Genomic DNA, 21,842 nt, shown 5'->3' on the forward strand with positions numbered 1-21,842 from the left:
TTAATTAATGCCCAGCTCCCTTTGAAATATTAATATTATTTTATCTCTTTATACTCTGCTTCCAGACCGCGTTTAACAGCTGGACGTTCAGCAATCTTAGCAGTCCAAGCCTGCAGATTCTTGTATTCTTTAACATTGAGGAAGATTCCTGCACGGTCCCAGATTTTGTCCTGAGCAAGTCGGCCATACCAAGACCAAATAGCAATATCGGCGATGGTATAGGTGTCGCCCGCAATATAAGATTTCTTGGCTAATTCCTTATCGAGAAGATCTAGCTGGCGCTTGGCTTCCATGGCGAAGCGATTGATCGCATACTCTATCTTTTCAGGTGCGTAGTGGAAGAAGTGCCCAAAACCGCCACCGAGGAAGGGTGCTGCGCCTGTCTGCCAGAAGAGCCAATTGAGAACCTCGTTCCGCTCGGCTGGGTCTTTGGGGATCAGTTGATCAAACTTTTCTGCGAGGTAGAGCAGAATATTGGCGGATTCAAAAACGCGTACAGGCCGTTGACCTGAGAGATCTAAAAGAGCTGGGATTTTTGAATTAGGATTGATGGCAACAAAGTCCGATCCAAACTGATCTCCTTCACCGATTGTAATTTTGTAAAGGTCATAACCAGCCTGACTAATCCCCAATTCTTTGAGTTCTTCTAGCATAATCGTTGCTTTGATCCCATTAGGAGTGCCTAGGGAGTAGAGTTGGAAAGGGTTTTCTCCGCGAGGGAGTTTCTGTTCAAAGCGGGCACCAGCTGTTGGCTGGTTGATGGCTCCCCATTGGCCACCAATAGCAGCTGGATTTTCCCAGATTTCTGGTAATTTATAATCCGACATCAATTTATCTCCTTAATAGTTGTAAGTTGTAGTGTTATCCTAGCAAAAATACAGTGCTTTTTCAAGAAATTGACCATTGTTTATCCTGCATGATTAGTGTTCTTTTTGACATTTATAAAGAGCTAGCCACTGTTTATGATATAGATTGGATAAGATTTTTAATGCTTGTTTATAACACTAACAGAGAAGCCACCCATGTCTTATAATACTCGCTGTTAACATAGGATAGTATTGCTTTTTAGTATCAAAGACCTAGTTGAAGGAAAATATTTTAGATAGACTTTATGGTAGTAATTCAATCAAGAAGGAGAGATTTCTATGAAAATTGAACACATCGGTCTTTGGACAAGAGATTTGGAAGTGATGAAGAATTTCTACTGTACCTATTTTCAAGCAATAAGCAGTCCACTCTACCATAATCCAGAATCAGGGTTTTCATCTTACTTTTTAACGGTTACAGATGGCACTAGATTGGAATTGTGCTACCGCCCAGATATCATTGAGGGAGTTAAAGACAGCTTTGGTTTCGCCCACCTCGCTTTTTCTCTGGGGTCAAAAGAAGCTGTTGACGCATTCGCTTATAAGATGCAGGAGCACGGTTTTTACCTCCAGAATGGTCCGCGTGTGACGGGTGACGGTTATTATGAAGCTGTCATCTTAGATCCCGAAGGCAATCAGTTAGAACTGACTATCTAGTTATTAAACTGAGAATCTGCCTTAAGAAAAGTATTGCACAGGTTTTAGCTGATATGATCGTTGAGTTCAGGACACTGCAGCATCTTGATCTCAGTAAGGGTTGACATTTGCAATTAGAATGATAGTATAGTAAAAATTGACCTTAAAGGAGAAGCCTCGTGAAACCACTCGATTTTCATCGTTTAGCCAAAGTAGAATTGCACTGTCATTTAGACGGCTCCTTGTCACTTGAAGCTATTCGAAGTTTGGCCGAGATGGCTCGTATTTCCATCCCGCAAGAAGATGCTGATTTGAAGAAATTAGTCACTGCGCCTGAATCCTGCGAGAATTTGATGGATTATCTCAGGACCTTTGATTTTATTCGTCCGCTCTTACAAACAAAGGAAGCCTTGGAACTGGCAGCCTATGATGTGGCCAGTCAAGCCGCTAGAGAAAATGTCATTTATACTGAAATCCGTTTTGCTCCCGAGCTATCTATGGATGAAGGTTTAAGTGCTAGTGATACTGTCAGAGCTACTTTAGCGGGGTTACAGAGGGCTGAAACTGAATTCGGTATTGCTGCTAAGCTTCTCGTCTGCGGTATGCGGCAGTCGGATCCAGATATAACAAAGGAACTGTTATCGGAAATTGCTGTTCTAGCACCTAAAGGGTTAGTGGGCTTTGATTTTGCTGGGGATGAGCATGGCTTTCCCCCTGCCAAGATTGATTCCTTGATAAAAGATGTCCAGTCCATGGGATATCCCATGACACTCCATGCAGGAGAATGCAACTGTCCCAATCATATTACAGATACTCTCAAATTGGGGATCAAACGTATGGGGCATGCTGCAGCTATCGCCCACCATCCTGAAATTATAGCGGATTTTGTTGCAGCTGGAGCAACAGCCGAACTCTGTCTGACTAGCAATCTGCAGACTAAAGCTGCACCTAGTCTAGCGGATTACCCCTATCAGGAGCTGTATGAAGCAGGGGCCAAGCTGACTATCAATACGGACAATCGGACGGTATCAGATACAAATTTAACTAAGGAATACCAACTGTTTCATCGCTACTTTGGCACAACACCAAGCGATTTTATGACCTTTAACCGCAATGCTATTGAAGCCTCCTTTACCAATTCTAAACAAAAAGATCAGCTCTTAGAAAAACTAGAGACAGCCTATGCGACCTATCTCTAAACAAGTTCTATAAAAAATCTGATAATTGTGATATAATCGAATCACTGATTATTTGGAGGAAACTATGGCTTTAGCTAAAATAGTATATGCTAGTATGACTGGAAATACCGAAGAGATTGCCGATATTGTAGCAGAAAAATTGCAGGATCTTGGTCATACCGTTGACGTTGACGAGTGCACAACAGTGGATGCTGCTGACTTTGAAGATGCTGATATGGCTATCATAGCAACCTATACATATGGCGATGGGGATTTGCCTGATGAAATCGTTGATTTTTACGAAGATTTGGCTGATGTTGATCTATCAGGTAAGATTTATGGAGTGGTTGGTTCAGGTGACACCTTCTACGATTATTTCTGCAAATCAGTTGATGAGTTTGAAGAGCAGTTTGCCCTGACCGGTGCCACTAAAGGGGCAGCTTCAGTAAAAGTAGATTTAGCAGCAGAAGACGAGGATATTGAACACTTAGAAGCCTTTGCTGAAGAAATGTCTGCTAAATTGAGTTAGTTAGGCAGAAATATGTGAGGGAGATGTGAAGTGTCCCCGAGGATTAAATCATTTATTTTTGATTAAAGATTGAGGTTGAGACAAAAGTTCTCAGCCTTATTATTTGGTTGATTTTATTTGTTAGACGCAGTGGTTGGTCGGATATCCTTATCCCTTGCTCTACAATAGAAAAACTAATACTTGAGAGAAAAGATTTGAGCTTTACCAACCACATTTTTCTAGGATAGGAGTATAATAATGGCAAGTAGCTGTTAATAAAAAAACTAAAGTTTAGCGGCTTGAAATATGAAGAGTATAGCCTAACTTGAAAGGGTTGAAGCTTGACTGCCTTTTGAGAGTTTAAATGCGCAGAAAGCCATTTTTTAGTGTTTGTCGATTTTTCAAAAGAAGCTGAGTAAGGGGGTTCCTATGCCTAAAAATAGAGATTATGCTTTTGGATTTCACGATGATGTTACTGCTCTTGTGTCAACGGGGCGCGGTTTAACAGAAGAAGTTGTCAGAGAGATCTCCAGAGTGAAAAAAGAACCTGAGTGGATGTTAGAGTACCGTCTTAAAAGTCTTGAGCTCTTTAATCGTCTGCCCATGCCCGATTGGGGGCCGGATCTTTCTGGTATTGATTTTGATGATATCATCTATTATCAGAAACTCAGCGAGGATCGCTCTCGCACTTGGGAGGAAGTGCCGGATAAGATTAAGGAGACCTTCGATCGTTTAGGAATTCCTGAGGCTGAAAAGCAGTATTTGTCTGGTGCTGTAGCCCAGTATGAGTCTGAAGTCGTCTACCACAACATGAAAGAAGAATTTGAAAAGCTAGGGATAATTTTCACCGATACAGACACAGCTCTGCAAGAGTATCCTGAGCTTGTGAAGCAATATTTTGGAACAGTTGTCGCCCCATCGGAGCATAAGTTTGCGGCTTTAAACGGAGCAGTGTGGTCTGGGGGAACCTTTATTTATGTTCCTAAGGGTGTTCAATGTCCTATGCCGGTTCAAACTTATTTCCGTATCAATAGCGAAAATGCCGGTCAATTTGAGCGCTCCCTGATGATTATCGAAGATGGTGCTTCCATCCAGTATATCGAAGGTTGCACGGCGCCCAATTACACCACTAACAGTCTTCATGCAGCAACTGTAGAGATCATTGTTAAGCGGGATGCCACCTTTCGTTATACCACTATGCAAAACTGGTCAGATAATGTCTATAATCTTGTAACGGAGCGTGGAACAGTTGAAGAAAACGGGACCTTAGAGTGGATTGACGGTAATCTTGGTAGTAAGGTCAATATGAAATATCCTTGCTCTATTTTAAATGGTCCTTATGCACGTACCTCTGTACTGTCTATGGCTTTTGCCAATTATGGTCAGCATCTGGATGCTGGCTGCAAGGTCTACCATAACGCTCCTCATACTTCCAGTACACTTATCTCTAAATCAGTTGCTAAGGACGGCGGTCGAACGGACTATCGGGGAACTGTTCGTTTTGCTCCTGACAGTCAAGGTTCTAAATCCCATATTGAATGTGATACGATCTTGATGGATGAAGAATCACGTTCAGATACCATTCCTTTCAATGAAATTCACAACTCTAATGTTTCTCTGGAGCATGAAGCTAAGGTCTCCAAAGTTTCAGAAGATCAGCTTTATTATTTGATGAGTCGCGGTATCAGTGAGGAAGATGCGACTGCTATGATTATCAATGGTTTTATGGATCCCATTACCAAGGAATTGCCTATGGAATATGCTGTTGAGCTCAATACTCTGATCAATATGAGTATGGAAGGATCAGTCGGTTAGGCTGTTTTGCCTTGCTATATGAGGTCATTTCTCCTATAATAACGGTATGGCATTTAAGAAATTAGAGTTGAAGGGCCAAAATCTGCGGCGTATATTGAGTCTGGTAGGCCTCTTGATTGGAATTATCTACTTTAGCTTCTTGCTTCTGCGCTACTGGGATGTCCTTCTCAGTTACGTCAATGTAGAAAAGCAAGTTGCTAATTTGGGCCGCCAATTGTCCACCGCCAATGTCATTAATTTCTGTGTACTCATACTGTTGACAGCTCTGGGATCAGCTATTCCTTTTCTTTCCAATAGTGTTCTGGCGGTTTTTAACGGGGTTGTCTTTGGTCCTTGGATTGCTCTGGTCATGAATGTGCTAGCCAATACGCTAGGAAATTTCTTAGTTTTAAGAGTTTTAAAAATCGTCAATATCACAGAGCGCGAGAAAAACTTTTCTGATAAATTGGCTATTTTAAAGCAAGTCGATAATCCCTATGTAGCTGTCAGTTTAGGATATATGATTCCTGTTTTTCCGACACTCTTAGTGAACTATTTAGTAACGGAGATACAGCTACCACTTAAGAAATGGTTGCCTTGTGTCGCAATAGGAGTTTTTCCTACTAGCTGCCTTTATGCTTTTGGCGGTGATGCGATTATAAATGGTAACGTCAAGCGGTTATTACTCTTGCTTGTGCTTGCTGGCATAGTTTACCTATTAGTGAGAAAATATACAATAAAGCAAAAGACCTAGTTTTACTGGGCTTTTTTTGCTATAATTTTCAAAGAATGAAGGGGGAAGTACCATGAATTTAGAACTAATTCGTCAAAATATTGATGCTATTGATCAAGAGTTGGTTATCTTAATTGAAAAGCGAATGAACTTGGTTAGCCAAGTAGCAGCTTTCAAGAAAGAGACGGGCAAGGCTATTTACGATAAAGAACGTGAGGATGCCATATTGGCCAAGGTGTCAGAACTTGTAACCGATAAAAACTATGAACCCTTTGTTGTTGCGACTTTTGCAGATATTATGAAGGAATCACGAGCCTATCAAAATCACAATTTAGAAGTTGAGCAGAATCCTCTTTAAAAGGCAGAAAAAATACCGTTTTAAAAGAGGATTACTACAGCATCTAAAGTAATTAATCAATAATTTGTAGAATCGACTGATAAATTCTCTATTTGCCATGTCTGGAGGAACTAGTGCAAAAATCATTAAAAAATAATCTTATTCTCATTCTAGCAGCTATTACTGTTGGCCTGCTTATCGGAGCGATTGATACTTTGTTTGGTCGAGTCTTGATAACTCTCAGTGATTTTCGCGATAGTCACTACTTCGCAACCTTGCCTTTTCTAGCTTTAGCAGGACTGGTGAGTGTCTGGCTTTACCAGCGCTTTGGGGGAAAGAGTAGCCGAGGAATGAGCCTGATATTTGAAGTAGGGCAGGGGAAAGGTAACTACATTCCTAAAGTGCTTGTCCCTCTGATTATGTTAACAACTTGGTTGACCCACCTTTTTGGCGGCAGTGCTGGCCGCGAAGGTGTAGCTGTTCAGATTGGAGCAACCGTTTCTCACTGGTTGGGAAAGCAATTACCCGTCAAAGACAGCTCTCGTATATTTCTCATGACAGGCATGGCCGCCGGTTTTGCAGGTCTCTTTCAAACACCATTGGCCGCTACCTTTTTTGCCTTAGAAGTGTTAGTTATTGGAGAATTAACAATAGCAGCCTTACTACCAGCTCTATTAGCTTCTCTTGTCGCTAGTCAAACTTCCCATGTTCTGGGGTTAGAAAAGTTTGCAGCTCCGCTATCAGTGAATCTAGACCTAACGCCTGTGCTTATCCTGAAATTATGTCTGCTGGGCCTTTGTTTTGGTGTGGTTGGGACGGCCTTTGCTGCTGGTTTAGCTTGGGCTAAAAGACAAGCAGCGGTTTATTTTAATAATCCCTACATTCGTATTGCTCTAATAGGCCTAACTGTCACCGGTTTACTGTTCTTATTCTGGCAGGGGCGTTACGCAGGGTTAGGGACTAATCTCATTTCTCTAAGTTTAGATGGTGGAAATGTCTACATATGGGATTGGCTTTTAAAATTTGTACTAACCCTTCTTACCTTAACAGCTGGTTTTCAAGGTGGGGAAGTGACACCCCTGTTTGCTATCGGTGCTAGTCTGGGAGTTGTTTTGGCCAGTCTTTTTGGCTTACCACCGGTCTTTGTCGCTGGACTTGGTTATGCAGCAGTTTTTGGTTCTGCAACCAATACGCTGTTAGCTCCGATGTTTATCGGTGGTGAAGTTTTCGGCTTTGCTAATATGCCTTATTTTGTTATTGTCTCTGCCCTAGCCTTTCTTGTCAACCATAAATACGGCATTTATGCCTTGCAAAAACGCTAATCATAGTGTAAAATAGTCCTATGTGTGCAATGGACACACGAAAATACGGCTAATCCGCTGGGACAAGCACCTAAGATTAGTAAGATAGGAGAAAAATAAATGAATCCATTAATCCAAAGTTTGACTGAAAGTCAACTGCGTACTGATATCCCTGACTTCCGTCCAGGTGACACTGTCCGTGTTCACGCTAAAGTTGTCGAAGGTAGCCGCGAACGTGTTCAGATCTTTGAGGGTGTGGTTATCTCACGTAAAGGTCAAGGTATCTCAGAAATGTATACTGTCCGTAAGATCTCAAGCGGTATCGGTGTCGAACGTACATTCCCAGTTCACACGCCACGTGTCGAAAAAATCGAGGTTACTCGTCATGGTAAGGTACGTCGCGCTAAACTGTACTACCTTCGTGCATTGCAAGGTAAGGCTGCGCGTATCAAAGAAGTGCGTAAATAAGAAAGCTGAAGCGCAGTCCGTTGGATTGTGCTTTTTTAGTTCATAAACTTTTGTCTCTTTGTCAACTGTAATAAGTATGAAAAAGTTACTGGTCTAGTAGAAACCTGCCAAACCGTACTTAGAGGGGAATATTAAAGGTATGTTTTTCTCAAATGAGGAAAACTTTTTTGATTAAATTCTTCTTTTATGCAGATTTTGCCTTGGCGATAGCAGATGCTGTAATGGAAGAGTGGCAGGGTGTTTATTTAATTTCAGGAAAGGAATAGCCTCATGTTTTAATTGCTTGAATCAGCTTCTTAGGGTTGCATTCGTTTTTAGTCTAGGGTACAATAGAGGAAGCTGATGTGTCTCCTTAGTTAAATGGATATAACAACTCCCTCCTAAGGAGTAGTTGCTGGTTCGATTCCGGCAGGGGATATATTTGAAAGCAAGAATAGTAGGAACTGAGAACTTACGACTCAGTTTTTTAATTTTATGCAGTATGAGTGCAAGTGGCTAATACTGGGTCTCAAACTCATATAGTAGTGAAAATCAGTGCTGCTTGCTATTCATCCATCTTTTGCAGGCTGATTATTGTTAATCTCTGCATACTGCGGAGAATTAAGTTAACGCAGCCACCGCTATTGGCACATTTTGAGCCTACTATTTACATTCTGGTTTTGTGAGGGTATTTTTATTTTCTTGTTCCTTTGAAATAATCATGCTACAATATCTTGTATAGAAATAAATAATCAAACACAAGATATTGTAATAAAAGGAGTTTTTCTTGAAGTTTGTATATATTAGCCTGAGCGGTAATACTAAGGCCTTTGTCCAGAAGCTGGTTGATTATTTTACCTTTAACCATGCCGATATTCCAGTTGAAACTTTAGATGTCAAAGAGTTAGTCAAGGAAGGTCAGGCTTATCCTGATTTGGATCAGCCCTATATAGCCTTTCTACCAACTTATTTAGAAGGTGGAAATGGTGTGGATAACGGTGATCAGGAGATCTTAACAACTGATCTGCGCCATTTAATCGCTAAGGGAAATAATGCCCAATATTGCTTGGGTATTGTCGGTAGTGGTAATCGTAATTTTAATAATCAGTTCTGTTTAACGGCTTATCAGTACTCCAACCAGTTTGGCTTTCCCGTTCTTGACACTTATGAGATGAGAGGGCTGTCTGCTGATGTGGAGCGAATTGCTGAGAAAATTTTGCAGGTCTATGGTGCAGTTAGCTAGTCGCCATTATCCTAAAAAGTAGGTAAAAATGATTTTTAGACTTAATATTTCTGATTGCTGAATAGCCTTGGCTTAGTTGGTGGAAAAGTACGGTATCAATTTTCCTGCTGGGGATAAAAATAGGTGATTAGCAATTCACTGGTTTTACTTACGATAAATTTAGTCTGGACAAATTGTCTGAATTGTGCTACAATTTAAAAATATAAATCGGAGGATTCTGAATGAGAGACGACATCAAGATTAATGATCGAGCCGAGGCCATCAGCCAGGAATTGGTGAGTAAATTGGAAACAGTTTACGACCCAGAAATTGAGTTGGATATCTATAATCTGGGTCTGATTTATGAAATCGACCTAGATGAAAAAGGTCACTGTAAGGTCGTTATGACTTTTACCGATGTAGCTTGTGGCTGTGCTGATACCTTACCTATTGATTTAGCGGAAACCTTAAAGACCATTGATGGTATCGAGTCAGCCAGCGTCGAGGTGGTCTGGAAGCCTGTTTGGAAACTCACTCGTATTAGTCGCTTGGGTCGTATCGCGCTAGGAATCAGTCCTAAATAATGGCATTTTAGAGAAGAGGAAGTCTTATGACAGAAGATATGAAGAAGCTCCGTCATCGTTCAGCTGTCTACGATAGTATGGTTAAGTCCCCTAACCGCGCTATGCTGCGTGCTACAGGGATGACTGACCGAGATTTTGAAACGCCCATTGTTGGTGTCATCTCAACATGGGCAGAAAATACGCCATGTAATATTCACCTTCACGATTTTGGTAAGATTACCAAAGAGGGTGTCAAAGACGCGGGAGCCTGGCCCGTTCAATTTGGTACCATTACAGTAGCCGATGGTATTGCTATGGGAACGCAAGGTATGCGTTTTTCCTTGACTTCTCGTGATATTATTGCTGATTCTATTGAGGCAGCGATGGGCGGTCATAATGTAGATGCCTTTGTGGCTATTGGTGGTTGTGATAAAAATATGCCTGGGTCAATGATTGCCATTGCTAATATGGATATTCCAGCTATCTTTGCCTATGGTGGTACTATCGCTCCGGGTAGTCTGGACGGTAAGGACATTGACTTGGTTTCTGTCTTTGAAGGGGTTGGTCACTGGAATCACGGTGATATGACCGAAGAAGAAGTGCGCCAAATTGAATGTAATGCTTGCCCCGGCCCTGGTGGCTGCGGCGGTATGTATACGGCTAACACTATGGCAACAGCTATCGAAGTTTTGGGAATGAGTCTGCCCGGTTCTTCGTCGCATCCAGCTGAATCGGCTGAAAAGAAGGCTGATATTGAGGAAGCTGGTCGTGCGGTTGTCAAGATGTTGAAGATGGGCCTTAAACCATCTGATATTCTGACGCGCGAAGCTTTTGAGGACGCTATTACAGTAACAATGGCACTTGGTGGATCGACTAACTCAACCCTTCACCTGCTTGCTATCGCGCATGCAGCCAATGTTGAATTAACCCTAGAAGACTTTAATACCATTCAGGAAAAAGTGCCGCACCTAGCTGATTTGAAACCATCTGGCCAATATGTTTTCCAAGATCTCTATAATGTTGGCGGTGTGCCTGCTGTTATGAAATATCTTTTGGCTAACGGTTTCTTACATGGTGATCGTATGACTTGTACTGGTAAGACCGTTGCTGAAAACTTGGCAGCCTTCTCAGATTTAACGCCTGGTCAAAAGGTTATCATGCCGCTTGACAATCCTAAGCGTGCAGATGGCCCTCTGATTATTCTCAATGGTAATTTGGCGCCGGAAGGTGCTGTTGCCAAGGTTTCTGGAGTTAAAGTCCGTCGCCACGAAGGTCCGGCCAAGGTATTTGATTCTGAAGAAGACGCTATTGAAGCAGTTCTGAATGATGATATCGTTGACGGCGATGTTGTGGTTGTCCGCTATGTTGGTCCTAAGGGCGGTCCAGGTATGCCTGAGATGCTTTCTCTATCATCCATGATTGTCGGTAAGGGTCAAGGGGACAAGGTTGCCTTGATTACGGATGGTCGCTTCTCTGGTGGTACCTACGGTTTAGTTGTCGGTCACATTGCACCGGAAGCACAAGACGGTGGTCCTATTGCTTACCTAAGAACGGGTGATACTGTCATCGTTGATCAAGATACTAAAGAAATTACGATGAAGGTATCCGAAGAAGAATTGGAACGTCGCAAGGCTGAAACAGCGATCCCGCCGCTTTACTCACGCGGAGTTCTCGGTAAGTATGCCCATATTGTTTCTTCAGCATCAAAAGGTGCTGTTACCGATTTCTGGAATAAGGATTAGAGTTAAACGAACGATAGTGCTGTCAAAAGAGGCGGAGAGCCCTTTCTTATCTCCCCTCTTTTTTTGTAGCTGCAAAAGTGGTAACATAGTAGTATCATACATTTGGAGGCTACCATGCAGAAATTAGGGACCTACTGGTCAGGTTTTGCTCTGACGGCTGTTATAGCTCTTGTAGCTTTGGTTATGGGCAATTATATCCCTTTGATTGGTTCCAGCATCTTCGCCATTGTTTTAGGCATTATTGTCAGCAATACGATAGGGATTCCAGCGTCTGCCCAAGCAGGAGTAGCCTATAGCGGCAAGAAGATTTTACAATATGCCATTATTATCTTAGGGGTAAGTATGCCCATTCAAGAGGTATCTCAGACAGGTTTTTCATCCTTGAGGATTTCGGCGACAACCATTGTAATTTCATTTGTAGTATCCTACTTGATCGGTCGTTGGCTCAGATTGCCGCACAATTTAGAGGTTTTAATAGGGTTTGGGACAGCGATTTGTGGCGGTTCCGCCATTGCAGCAGCTTCTCCCATTTTGGAAGCTGAGGATGATGAGATTGCTCTATCTATGTCGACAATTTTTCTTTTCAATATTGCAGCTGTTTTTCTTTTTCCTATTTTAGGGCACCTCATGCAGATGACAGACACCGCTTTCGGTCTCTGGGCAGGAACAGCCGTTAATGACACATCATCAGTAGTAGCTGCCGGCTATAGTTACAGTCAAAAAGCTGGAGATTTTGCAACGATTGTTAAATTAGCACGAGCACTGATGATTGTCCCTGCCTGTTTAATTTTAGCTGGAGTTCAATTTTATCGTTCAAAAAAGAATCAGCAAAATTTTTCATTCGCGAAGGTTTTCCCATGGTTTATCCTATGGTTTATTGTGGCTTCCTTACTGACTTCCCTTGGAGTTATCTCAAAGAATTTTCTTCCTTGGGCCAAACTCCTGTCACAATTTTTAATGGCTATGGCACTGGCGGGTATCGGCTGCAAGGTCTCTTTTCGGCAATTTAAGCAGGCGGGATTTAGACCCCTGATTACTGGTGCTGTAACATGGGCTGCAGTAGCTCTGTCCAGTCTCTTTCTGCAATATTTTGTCTTTTAAAGTTATGACCTCGTTACAAAATCATGTTATAATATTTTTTAATTGTGTTAAGGAGTGTGGTGTATGCCAAGAAAAAGAAAAAGGCCGCTGGATAGTCGGATTGACTACACGGTAATCTTACCAGTATTTCTTTTAATTTTAATCGGAATGGTAGCTATCTATACTGCTACCTACCATGACTACCCCAAGACGATTTTATCAGTCATGATCCAACAAGTTATTGGTGTCGTAGTGGGCTGTGTCGTTGCTTTTGTTGTCATGTTTTTTGATGTTGAACGGTTATGGAAATTAACCCCTTATCTTTACGGTGTGGGACTTGTTCTAATGGTTTTACCACTATTTATTTATAGTCCTACCTTAGTAGCTTCTACAGGGGCTAAAAACTGGGTTAGCATTGGTTCGGTCAGTCTGTTTCAGCCATCAGAATTTATGAAAATAGCCTATATCTTGATGCTGGCACGCATGGCTGTCTGGTTTAAAGATGAAAATAAGGAAGAAGAACCATCACTTAAAAAAGACGGTCGGCTCCTACTCCTTTATTTAGGAGTCACTGTACCGGTCTTGCTGCTGTTGGTACTGCAAAAGGACATGGGAACAGCAATGGTCTTCTTAGCCATCTTAGCAGGTCTGATTGTCTTATCGGGTATTTCTTGGCGCATCATCCTGCCGGCAATTTTAGTTGCGACAATAGGGTTTGGCCTCTTCCTTTTAGTCTTTACTAGTAACTGGGGAAAAGAGTGGCTTTATCATATGGGAATGGATACCTATAAAATCAACCGTGTCGCGGCTTGGCTGGATCCCTTTGCTTACGAATCAGGCATTGCCTACCAGCAGGTACAGGGTCTGATTTCCATCGGTAGTGGTGGAATCTTTGGTAAAGGTTTTAATGTTGCGGATTTATCTGTGCCGGTCAGAGAATCGGATATGATTTTTACGGTGATTGCAGAAGATTACGGATTTATTGGCAGTATTGTTGTTATCTTGCTCTATTTAATTTTGATTTTCCGGATGATTCGTATCACGATTGAATCAAATAATGTGTTTTACACCTACATTTCAACAGGTTTTATCATGATGATTCTTTTCCATATTTTTGAGAATGTCGGTGCAGCTATTGGAGTTCTTCCGCTGACAGGTATCCCTCTTCCTTTTATTTCCAAGGGGGGATCCTCACTCATGTCCAACCTGATCGGTGTTGGTCTGATCCTATCCATGTCTTATCAAAATTCATTGACTAAGGAAAGGCGCATTGATGAACGCATGAGTCGTAGTAATTGGAATAAATACTGGATTTAGGTAAACGAACTGGTACAAGGAAGTGCCAGTTCGTTTTTATGTGAACAAGTCTGTCTTATAGCCTTGATGTCAGCCAATAGAAGATCTGTAGAAGTGTGTGCCGCTTTTCTGGCAATTGAACAAGGGTCTAATTTCTCTGGGAAAAAGAAGAAACATCCTATGTGCCAAGAACCCAGCACCTATATTTGTGACCAGCTGTTGTTGATTTAATTTCCAACTGCAACAGCTTTCCCAGACCTTACAGGCTAATTTTCTTTAAGTCATTTAACGGCTCAGTAACTCATATATAGAAAACACGGTAAAGTAATACTAAGAAAATACGGGCTTATTTTGGTTCAAAACAATGTGTCGTCATGGACAGCAAAATGGGCTGGGAAGTCCCTTGAAACAAGGGTTTAATACCTACAAATCAGGTGCAAAAACGAGAGAAATATGCTATAATTAAGATTATGAAATTTCATGATTATATTTGGGATTTAGGGGGCACTCTGCTTGATAACTATGAAATCTCAACGCAGGCTTTCTGCCAAACACTTAAAGAATTTGGTGTTGAAGCTGATCACGACCAAGTCTATGCGAGGCTTAAGGTTTCAACAGAAGCTGCTGTCGCTCACTTTATTCCCAATCACCCTACTTTTTTGGCTCGTTACAAGGATCGCGAAGCTAAAGCATTAGCAGCTCCTATTTTATTTGCAGGAGCTGAGGAGTTGCTGGCGCAAATTGTTGCGGATGGCGGTCGAAATTTTTTGATTTCACATCGAAATCACTTGGTCCTAGATATTTTGGATAAGGCAGCTATTGCCCAGTATTTTACTGAGGTGGTGACCAGTGAGAGCGGCTTTGCTCGAAAGCCTGATCCGGAATCCATGCTTTATCTCAAAGAAAAATATAGTATGACAAACGCCCTTGCCATCGGGGATCGGGAGATTGATCGGCAAGCAGCACAAGCAGCAGGGATTGACGCCCTGCTATTTGATGGCACAAAACCATTATTAGAAACGGTAGTGTAGAATGACAGAAGAGAATAAAAACAAAGACGCATTAGCGCAGGAATACGATGCTAGCCAAATCCAAGTTTTGGAAGGTTTAGAGGCTGTAAGAATGCGCCCGGGTATGTATATTGGGTCCACCTCCAAGGAAGGCCTCCATCATCTGGTTTGGGAAATTGTTGACAACTCAATTGATGAAGCCTTGGCTGGTTTTGCCAGCCATATTGAGGTCTTTATTGAAGCAGATAACTCCATCACTGTTACTGATGACGGCCGTGGTATTCCTGTTGATATTCAAGAAAAAACGGGTCGTCCTGCAGTAGAAACTGTCTTTACGGTTCTTCACGCTGGCGGTAAGTTTGGCGGCGGCGGTTACAAGGTTTCTGGTGGTCTACATGGTGTCGGCTCTTCCGTTGTTAATGCTCTGTCCACATTTCTGGAAGTGCGCGTCCATAAGAATGGTCACATTCACTTCCAAGAGTACAGACGAGGAGTTGTTGTTGATGATTTGAAGATTATTGGTGATACTGAACGCACAGGTACGACAGTCCACTTTGCACCGGATCCAGAAATTTTCACCGAAACAATCGAGTTTGATTTTGACAAATTAGCTAAGCGAATTCAGGAGTTGGCCTTTCTCAATAAGGGGCTAAAGATTTCAATCACGGACAAGCGCAGTGGTCAAGAACAGCAAGAGGATTACCATTATGAAGGTGGGATTGTCAGTTATGTTGACTATCTCAATGAAAATAAGGATGTGCTTTTTGAAAATCCTATCTATACAGATGGTGAGCTGAATGGCATAGCCGTTGAAGTAGCCATGCAGTATACGGGAACTTATCATGAAAATGTTCTTAGTTTTGCCAATAATATCCATACTCATGAAGGCGGTACTCATGAACAAGGCTTTAGAACAGCTTTAACACGTGTCATCAATGATTACGCTAGGCAGAATAAACTACTCAAGGAAAAGGATGATAACCTCTCTGGTGAGGATGTTCGAGAAGGGCTGACTGCTATCGTTTCTGTCAAGCATCCTAACCCTCAGTTTGAGGGGCAGACCAAAACCAAGCTAGGAAACTCAGAAGTAGTAAAGATTACCAATCGTCTCTTTAGCGACGCTTTCTCCCGTTTCCTCTTAGAAAATCCTCAGGTAGCTAAGAAAATCGTGGAAAAGGGGATCTTAGCTTCCAAAGCTAGGATTGCTGCTAAACGTGCCCGCGAAGTAACACGCAAGAAGTCTGGTCTGGAAATTTCTAACCTGCCAGGTAAGTTGGCGGATTGCTCATCTAATAATGCTAGCCAAAATGAGCTCTTTATTGTTGAGGGGGACTCAGCCGGTGGTTCTGCTAAGTCGGGTCGCAATCGCGAATTTCAAGCGATTCTGCCTATTCGCGGTAAAATTCTTAATGTTGAGAAAGCCAGCATGGACAAAATCTTAGCTAATGATGAAATCCGCAGCCTCTTTACTGCCATGGGAACTGGCTTTGGTGCTGAGTTTGATGTCAGCAAGTCGCGTTATCATAAGCTGGTCATCATGACCGATGCTGATGTTGACGGAGCCCATATCCGGACCTTGCTCTTAACCTTAATCTATCGCTTTATGCGTCCAGTACTGGAAGCGGGCTATGTTTACATTGCTCAGCCACCTATCTACGGTGTTAAGGTCGGAAGTGAGGTTAAAGAATATATTCAGCCGGGTTCTGATCAGGAAACAAAATTACAGGAGGCCCTAGAACGTTACACACAGGGGCGCTCTAAACCAAGTGTCCAACGGTATAAAGGACTAGGAGAAATGGATGACCACCAGCTTTGGGAGACAACCATGGATCCTGATAACCGCCTGATGGCCCGTGTCTCAGTCGATGATGCAGCAGAAGCAGATAAAATTTTTGATATGTTGATGGGAGATCGTGTTGAGCCTCGCCGTGAATTTATCGAAGAAAATGCCGTTTATAGTACTTTGGATATTTAAAAGACTGGAATTCCAAGTGAAAAAGTGTGGGAAAGAACCTGATTTTTATAACAGATCACTTTCTCACGACTGTAGTTGCCTGCTTGTATCTACTGTTTCCTAATACTAGATTTAGATAAATAGAGTAGGGTATTTCCAAACTGATAAACGCCACAGAATATTTCTGGAGAGTGGTATAGACGGACATGATGGCACCACCCTCAATTAAGTTAGAACTTTTTTTGATATGTCCTTGGAACTATGATATAATGGGGCGTACTATGTGATAATGTGAAGGTGCTCAGTGCCTTCGACACTTAAAGGAGAAAACATGTCGAGCGGAATTGTAGTACTGATTGTAGCTGTTGTCCTTGTGGTCATCGTCGGCTACCTTATCGGTGTTATTCTAAGAAAACGAAACGACCTGCGACTGGTTCAATTAGAGGAGCGTAAGCAAAAGTTATTTGACCAGCCGATAGCCCAAGAGTTGGAGAAGGTCAAGAAACTCAACTTGATTGGTCAAAGTCAAACGACTTTTCGTGAATGGAACCAAAAGTGGACGGATCTTACCTCTAATACTGTCAAAAATATTGAAGCCAACCTAACTGAAGCTGAAAATCAGAATGATTCCTTCCGTTTCTTGAAGGTCAGAAATTCGATTGGAACTATCGAAAGTCAGTTGGATCTAGCTGAAGAAGATATCGCAGCGGTTCAGGAAGCGCTAGAAATCCTACAGGATCAAGAGGATAAGAATAGTGCACGTGTTAAGCATGCCTTGGATCTTTACGAAGATCTAAAAAGCAGCATCGAAGATAATGCCGATAATTTCGGGACCACCAAGAACGAGATCGAAAAACAGCTCAAAAATATCGAAGCAGAATTTTCACAGTTTGTTACACTCAATTCAACCGGTGACCCTGTCGAGGCAGCTGAAATCTTGGACAAGGCAGAAGAACATACCATTGCTCTCGGTCAGATTTCTGAAAAAATTCCAGCGATTGTCGCCAAATTAGAGGATGATTTTCCAGATCAGCTGGACGATTTGGAGTCTGGATACAGCAAGCTGTTAGAGGCACATTACCATTTCCCAGAACGCAATATCGAACGGCGCTTTCAGGATATTCGTGAGTCAATCAGCAGCAATGCTGATGGCCTAGTTACCTTAGATCTGGATCGAGCTAATGATGAAAATGCCGAAATTCAAGAAAAGATTGACAGTCTCTACGCTATTTTCGAGCGCGAGATCGATGCCAACAAACAGGTTATGAAAGACAGCAAAGTTCTGCCTAAATATCTGGAACATGCTAAGCACAATAACGATCAGCTTGAAAAAGAAATGGCGCGTCTCAACCATCTCTATATCATTGAGGACAATGAGACCCTCAGCGTTAAAAACTTTGCTAAAGAATTAGAGACCATCGAGCAAGATACGATTCCAGCGATTGAGAACTTTGATGCACAAGAAAAACCATATTCAGAGCTCAAGGTTATCTTTGATGAAGCGCTTAAAACCTTGTCGACAGTGGAAGAAGGCCAAATTGAACTCGGCGGAGAGCTCAAGAGTATTGAACGTATCGAAAATGAATCTCGAATCAAAGCTGATGATTACATCAACCAGCTTCATGTTATTAAGCGTTTTATGGAAAAACGCAATTTACCAGGTATTCCGCAGGATTTCCTCAGTATCTTCTTCACAACGAGTGAGCATTTGGAAACCCTTTTAGATGAACTGAATAAACACCGCATCAATATTAACTTGGTAGCACGTTTGACCGAATCTGCAGGCTCTTCAATGGATCTCCTGCTTGAAACAACCTACCGTGTGGTGCAAAATGCTACTCTGACAGAACAGCTCCTCCAATACTCCAACCGTTATCGGAGTTTTGAGCCAGCTGTCCAAGATAGTTTTGAAATTGCTCTGCGTCTATTTGAAAAAGAGTATGACTACAAATCATCTTTTGAAGAAATCTCATATGCCTTGGAAATGGTTGAACCAGGCGTAACCGATCGCTTTGTATCATCTTATGAGAGAACACGCGAAATTATTCGCTTTTAAAGTAGATAGTTAAACAGAGTCGAGCCATTGTGTTCGGCTCTGTTTTGCAACTATGAAAGAAAAGTCTTCTCCGCCTATTATCCCTACTTTCATAGGTACTGATAGGTGTTGTTTACAAGGTAAAGAACCCCAAAAAGTGCGATGAAATTTAAGAGCTATTAAGCAAAAAACACCCTGTTTTGTGATATAATAAAATTCCGTGAGTGAGGGAAAATTAATTGAAAGGGGCACCTATGTTCGAGACAGCAGACAGGCCTGAACGTGTGATTTTACTTGGTGTCGAATTGCAAGAAACAAAAAATTTCGACATGTCCATGCAGGAGTTGGCTAGCTTGGCTGAAACAGCAGGTGCTCAGGTTATTACTGTTTATTGTCAAAAACGGGAGCGTTATGACAGCAAGTTGTTTATAGGTTCAGGGAAATTGGCTGAAATTGCGGCCATGATTGCGGCTGACGAGATTAATACTGTCATTGTCAACAACCGTCTAACCCCTAGACAAAATTCAAATTTGGAAGCAGCTTTCGGTGTTAAAGTCATCGATCGTATGCAGTTAATCCTAGATATTTTTGCCTTGCGTGCTCGCAGTCATGAAGGCAAGTTGCAGGTCCATTTGGCTCAGCTCAAATATATGCTGCCGCGCTTGACTGGTCAGGGTGTTATGCTTAGTCGACAGGCTGGTGGTATTGGCAGTCGTGGTCCGGGTGAGAGCCAGTTGGAACTCAACCGACGCTCTATCCGTCATCAAATTGCTGACATTGAGCGCCAGTTGCAAGTGGCGGAAAAAACTCGCTCAACCGTACGAGAAAAGCGCCTGGATTCTTCGGCTTTCAAGATTGGCTTGATTGGCTATACTAATGCTGGTAAGTCCACCTTGATGAACAGGCTAACGGATAATCGTCAATATGAAGCCGATGAATTATTTGCGACTTTGGATGCAACGACGAAACAGATTTATCTTAAGGATCGTTTTCAGGTGACTCTGACCGATACTGTGGGCTTTATTCAAGATTTACCAACAGAGTTAGTGGCGGCCTTTAAATCGACCTTGGAGGAGAGTCGCCATGCTGATTTGCTCTTGCATGTCATTGATGCTAGTGACCCCAATCATGCCGAACAAGAGGCTGTTGTTCTATCAATTTTGGAGGATTTGGGGATGCAGGATATTCCAAGGCTGGCTGTTTACAATAAAATGGATCAAACTGACCAGCTAGTGGCAACAGCTTTTCCAAATATCCGTCTCTCCCTCAAGGAGAAAAATAGTCGACAAATACTACGTCGACAAATTTTGGACGAGGTTGAGCAGCTTTTTGTGCCATTCTCACTTAAAATAGGTCAGAACAAACTTTATAAGCTATATGAATTAAGCAGGGTTGCTCTGCTTGACCCTTATGAGTTTGAAGGTGAAACTACTACAATTACAGGTTTTATCGCTGAAGAAAACAAATGGAAGCTGGAAGAATTTTATGACTGATGTGATCGATTTAGCTCTTAAATATGGTGGTTTTACGAGTTTAGATAAGGTTTACCTGACAACAATTTTATCCCAGCTGACTCCGGAAAAACAGCAATTGCTAGTGACACCGCCGCCTAGCGTCGTCAATGCCTATTTTTCTGAACTCTACCAAAAGCAGGGACCAAAGGCTGCTACAAATTACTATTTTGAACTTGCTAAGGCTTTTGGCTGGTTGACGACCTCTCAGCCTTCATTTACACATGAGCAGCACCCTTTTGTGCGCTTGAATCTGTCTGGTCAGTCTTTCGGTTTTGTTTATGAAACAGATAATGAGACTGCTCAGGTATTTTCTGAACAACCAATCAGTGCAACTGGTGGTCTTTTGATGGAATTAGCACAGATTTTTCCCCACTATAAGGTTTATCGAGAAGGCGATGAAATAAAAATGCGGCCGCTTATCTTTGATGAGGAAGGTAAGAAAGAGTTGGATTTGTTAGCATCGGATGTTCTTTTAACAAGTGCCTTTCGCCTCAAAGGAGGAATTATCAAGGTTTCGGGCTACAATGCGCAAGAAGTTTTAGATGTAGCTGATAACTTAGTTTCAGGGATAGATAAAGCTATGCTTTACTACGGCTTTCAGCAAAGAGAATGCACGATTTATATACAAGAATAGATTAGAAAGAGCCAGAACTATAGGGCTTTAGCCAGCCGATAGTATGGTTATTGGGATTTAGTATGGAACTACAATTTTTAGGAACAGGTGCAGGTCAACCCGCTAAAGCGAGGAATGTCTCAAGTCTAGTGCTAAAGCTCCTTAATGAAATCGATGAAGTCTGGATGTTTGATTGCGGTGAAGGAACCCAGCGCCAAATTTTAGAGACCAATATTAAGCCGCGTAAGATTAGAAAGATTTTTATTACACACTTGCATGGAGATCATGTTCTCGGATTGCCTGGCTTTTTAGCCAGCCGATCTTTTCAGGCTAGTGAAGAACAGACTGATCTTGATATTTACGGTCCAGTGGGGATTCGGAGTTTGGTTCTGTCCAGTATAAAGGCGACGGGAACGCGGCTCCCCTACCGCATTCATTTTCACGAATTTGATGGCAAGTCGTTGGGACAAATTTTAGAAACGGATAAATTTACAGTCTATGCGGAGAAGTTGGACCATACTATTTTTTGTGTAGGGTATCGTGTAGTCCAAAAAGATCTGGAAGGGAGTCTGGATGCAGATGGTTTAAAGGCTGTAGGTGTTCCTTTTGGTCCCTTGTTTGGCCGAATTAAGAGTGGTCAAGATATTGTATTAGAAGATGGCAGAACAATCACCGCCAAGGACTACGTATCTCCGCCACGTAAGGGTAAAGTGGTAACCATTTTAGGTGACACCAGAAAGTGTCATGCTAGTGTGCGTTTGGGCTTGGGAGCTGATATCTTGGTTCATGAAGCGACCTATGGCAAGGGAGATGAGCGCTTGGCTAGAAATCACGGACACTCTACTAATATGCAGGCTGCTCATATTGCTAAGGAAGCATCAGCCAAACGTCTTTTAATGAACCACATCAGCGCTCGCTTCCTAGCTCGCGATGTTCGTCAATTAGAAGCAGATGCTCGAACCATCTTTGAAAATTGTAAGGTAGTTTGGGATTTAGAAGAGGTAGAAATTTAA

The 21,842-nt window shown here is 42.2% G+C and carries 20 protein-coding genes, 1 tRNA gene and 1 pseudogene; 21 read left to right on the forward strand and 1 reads right to left on the reverse strand.

Annotated elements, in window-relative coordinates; all coding sequences use genetic code 11:
• Nucleotides 1–35: 35 nt before the first annotated feature.
• Nucleotides 36–827 (reverse strand): glutathione-dependent disulfide-bond oxidoreductase, encoded by a 792-nt coding sequence (yghU, locus tag AC4HAL_RS06220; protein WP_491093459.1) that lies wholly within the window; start codon nucleotides 825–827, stop codon nucleotides 36–38.
• Between the two features lie 312 nt (nucleotides 828–1,139).
• Between yghU and AC4HAL_RS06225 the strand changes: the two genes are divergently transcribed.
• The 21 genes and pseudogenes from AC4HAL_RS06225 (at nucleotide 1,140) to rnz (ending at nucleotide 21,842) form a co-directional block, all read left to right on the forward strand.
• Complete coding sequence (locus AC4HAL_RS06225; protein WP_491093484.1) at nucleotides 1,140–1,523, forward strand: VOC family protein; 384 nt, start codon at nucleotides 1,140–1,142, stop codon at nucleotides 1,521–1,523.
• A gap of 158 nt (nucleotides 1,524–1,681) precedes the next feature.
• Entirely contained in the window at nucleotides 1,682–2,701 is a 1,020-nt protein-coding gene (gene add / locus AC4HAL_RS06230) for an adenosine deaminase (protein WP_491093460.1), read from the forward strand.
• 64 nt (nucleotides 2,702–2,765) lie between these two features.
• A complete protein-coding gene (locus tag AC4HAL_RS06235) occupies nucleotides 2,766–3,209 on the forward strand; it encodes a flavodoxin (RefSeq protein ID WP_491093461.1) in 444 nt (147 codons plus the stop codon).
• Between the two features lie 408 nt (nucleotides 3,210–3,617).
• Nucleotides 3,618–5,003, forward strand: coding sequence for a Fe-S cluster assembly protein SufB (gene sufB, locus AC4HAL_RS06240; protein WP_491093462.1), 1,386 nt, complete (start codon nucleotides 3,618–3,620; stop codon nucleotides 5,001–5,003).
• A 46-nt stretch (nucleotides 5,004–5,049) separates the two neighbouring features.
• Complete coding sequence (locus AC4HAL_RS06245; RefSeq protein ID WP_491093463.1) at nucleotides 5,050–5,736, forward strand: VTT domain-containing protein; 687 nt, start codon at nucleotides 5,050–5,052, stop codon at nucleotides 5,734–5,736.
• A gap of 52 nt (nucleotides 5,737–5,788) precedes the next feature.
• On the forward strand, nucleotides 5,789–6,073 hold the full coding sequence (locus AC4HAL_RS06250; RefSeq protein ID WP_491093464.1) for a chorismate mutase: 285 nt from the start codon (nucleotides 5,789–5,791) through the stop codon (nucleotides 6,071–6,073).
• Between the two features lie 113 nt (nucleotides 6,074–6,186).
• The gene (locus AC4HAL_RS06255; protein ID WP_491093465.1) at nucleotides 6,187–7,374 is read left to right on the forward strand and encodes a chloride channel protein; all 1,188 of its coding nucleotides are present in this window, start codon (nucleotides 6,187–6,189) and stop codon (nucleotides 7,372–7,374) included.
• Between the two features lie 99 nt (nucleotides 7,375–7,473).
• Nucleotides 7,474–7,821 carry a 50S ribosomal protein L19 gene (gene rplS, locus AC4HAL_RS06260; protein ID WP_447452051.1) on the forward strand — a complete coding sequence of 116 codons (348 nt, stop codon included), beginning with the start codon at nucleotides 7,474–7,476 and terminating at the stop codon, nucleotides 7,819–7,821.
• A 164-nt stretch (nucleotides 7,822–7,985) separates the two neighbouring features.
• Nucleotides 7,986–8,087, forward strand: a pseudogene (locus AC4HAL_RS06265) (NAD(P)-dependent oxidoreductase); the annotation flags it as partial.
• 80 nt (nucleotides 8,088–8,167) lie between these two features.
• Nucleotides 8,168–8,239 (forward strand) — tRNA-Arg (locus AC4HAL_RS06270).
• Nucleotides 8,240–8,587: 348 nt separating this feature from the next.
• A complete protein-coding gene (gene nrdI / locus AC4HAL_RS06275; protein ID WP_491093466.1) occupies nucleotides 8,588–9,043 on the forward strand; it encodes a class Ib ribonucleoside-diphosphate reductase assembly flavoprotein NrdI in 456 nt (151 codons plus the stop codon).
• A gap of 221 nt (nucleotides 9,044–9,264) precedes the next feature.
• Nucleotides 9,265–9,606 (forward strand): metal-sulfur cluster assembly factor, encoded by a 342-nt coding sequence (locus tag AC4HAL_RS06280; RefSeq protein ID WP_447452055.1) that lies wholly within the window; start codon nucleotides 9,265–9,267, stop codon nucleotides 9,604–9,606.
• 26 nt (nucleotides 9,607–9,632) lie between these two features.
• Entirely contained in the window at nucleotides 9,633–11,327 is a 1,695-nt protein-coding gene (gene ilvD, locus AC4HAL_RS06285) for a dihydroxy-acid dehydratase (RefSeq protein ID WP_491093467.1), read from the forward strand.
• Nucleotides 11,328–11,441: 114 nt separating this feature from the next.
• Nucleotides 11,442–12,428 (forward strand): YeiH family protein, encoded by a 987-nt coding sequence (locus tag AC4HAL_RS06290; RefSeq protein ID WP_491093468.1) that lies wholly within the window; start codon nucleotides 11,442–11,444, stop codon nucleotides 12,426–12,428.
• Nucleotides 12,429–12,491: 63 nt separating this feature from the next.
• A complete protein-coding gene (locus AC4HAL_RS06295) occupies nucleotides 12,492–13,724 on the forward strand; it encodes an FtsW/RodA/SpoVE family cell cycle protein (RefSeq protein ID WP_491093469.1) in 1,233 nt (410 codons plus the stop codon).
• Nucleotides 13,725–14,173: 449 nt separating this feature from the next.
• Complete coding sequence (locus tag AC4HAL_RS06300; protein WP_491093470.1) at nucleotides 14,174–14,734, forward strand: HAD-IA family hydrolase; 561 nt, start codon at nucleotides 14,174–14,176, stop codon at nucleotides 14,732–14,734.
• Between the two features lies 1 nt (nucleotide 14,735).
• Nucleotides 14,736–16,688, forward strand: a complete 1,953-nt coding sequence (gene gyrB / locus AC4HAL_RS06305; protein ID WP_491093471.1) for a DNA topoisomerase (ATP-hydrolyzing) subunit B — start codon at nucleotides 14,736–14,738, stop codon at nucleotides 16,686–16,688.
• Between the two features lie 310 nt (nucleotides 16,689–16,998).
• Nucleotides 16,999–18,723, forward strand: a complete 1,725-nt coding sequence (ezrA, locus tag AC4HAL_RS06310; RefSeq protein WP_491093472.1) for a septation ring formation regulator EzrA — start codon at nucleotides 16,999–17,001, stop codon at nucleotides 18,721–18,723.
• A gap of 233 nt (nucleotides 18,724–18,956) precedes the next feature.
• Nucleotides 18,957–20,195, forward strand: a complete 1,239-nt coding sequence (gene hflX, locus AC4HAL_RS06315) for a GTPase HflX (protein ID WP_491093473.1) — start codon at nucleotides 18,957–18,959, stop codon at nucleotides 20,193–20,195.
• Entirely contained in the window at nucleotides 20,188–20,850 is a 663-nt protein-coding gene (locus tag AC4HAL_RS06320; protein WP_491093474.1) for a cystathionine beta-lyase, read from the forward strand. Before hflX ends, AC4HAL_RS06320 begins: the two co-directional genes overlap by 8 nt.
• Nucleotides 20,851–20,912: 62 nt before the next feature.
• A complete protein-coding gene (gene rnz / locus AC4HAL_RS06325) occupies nucleotides 20,913–21,842 on the forward strand; it encodes a ribonuclease Z (RefSeq protein WP_447452064.1) in 930 nt (309 codons plus the stop codon).

The organism is Streptococcus sp. ELY_125, assembly GCF_058314535.1.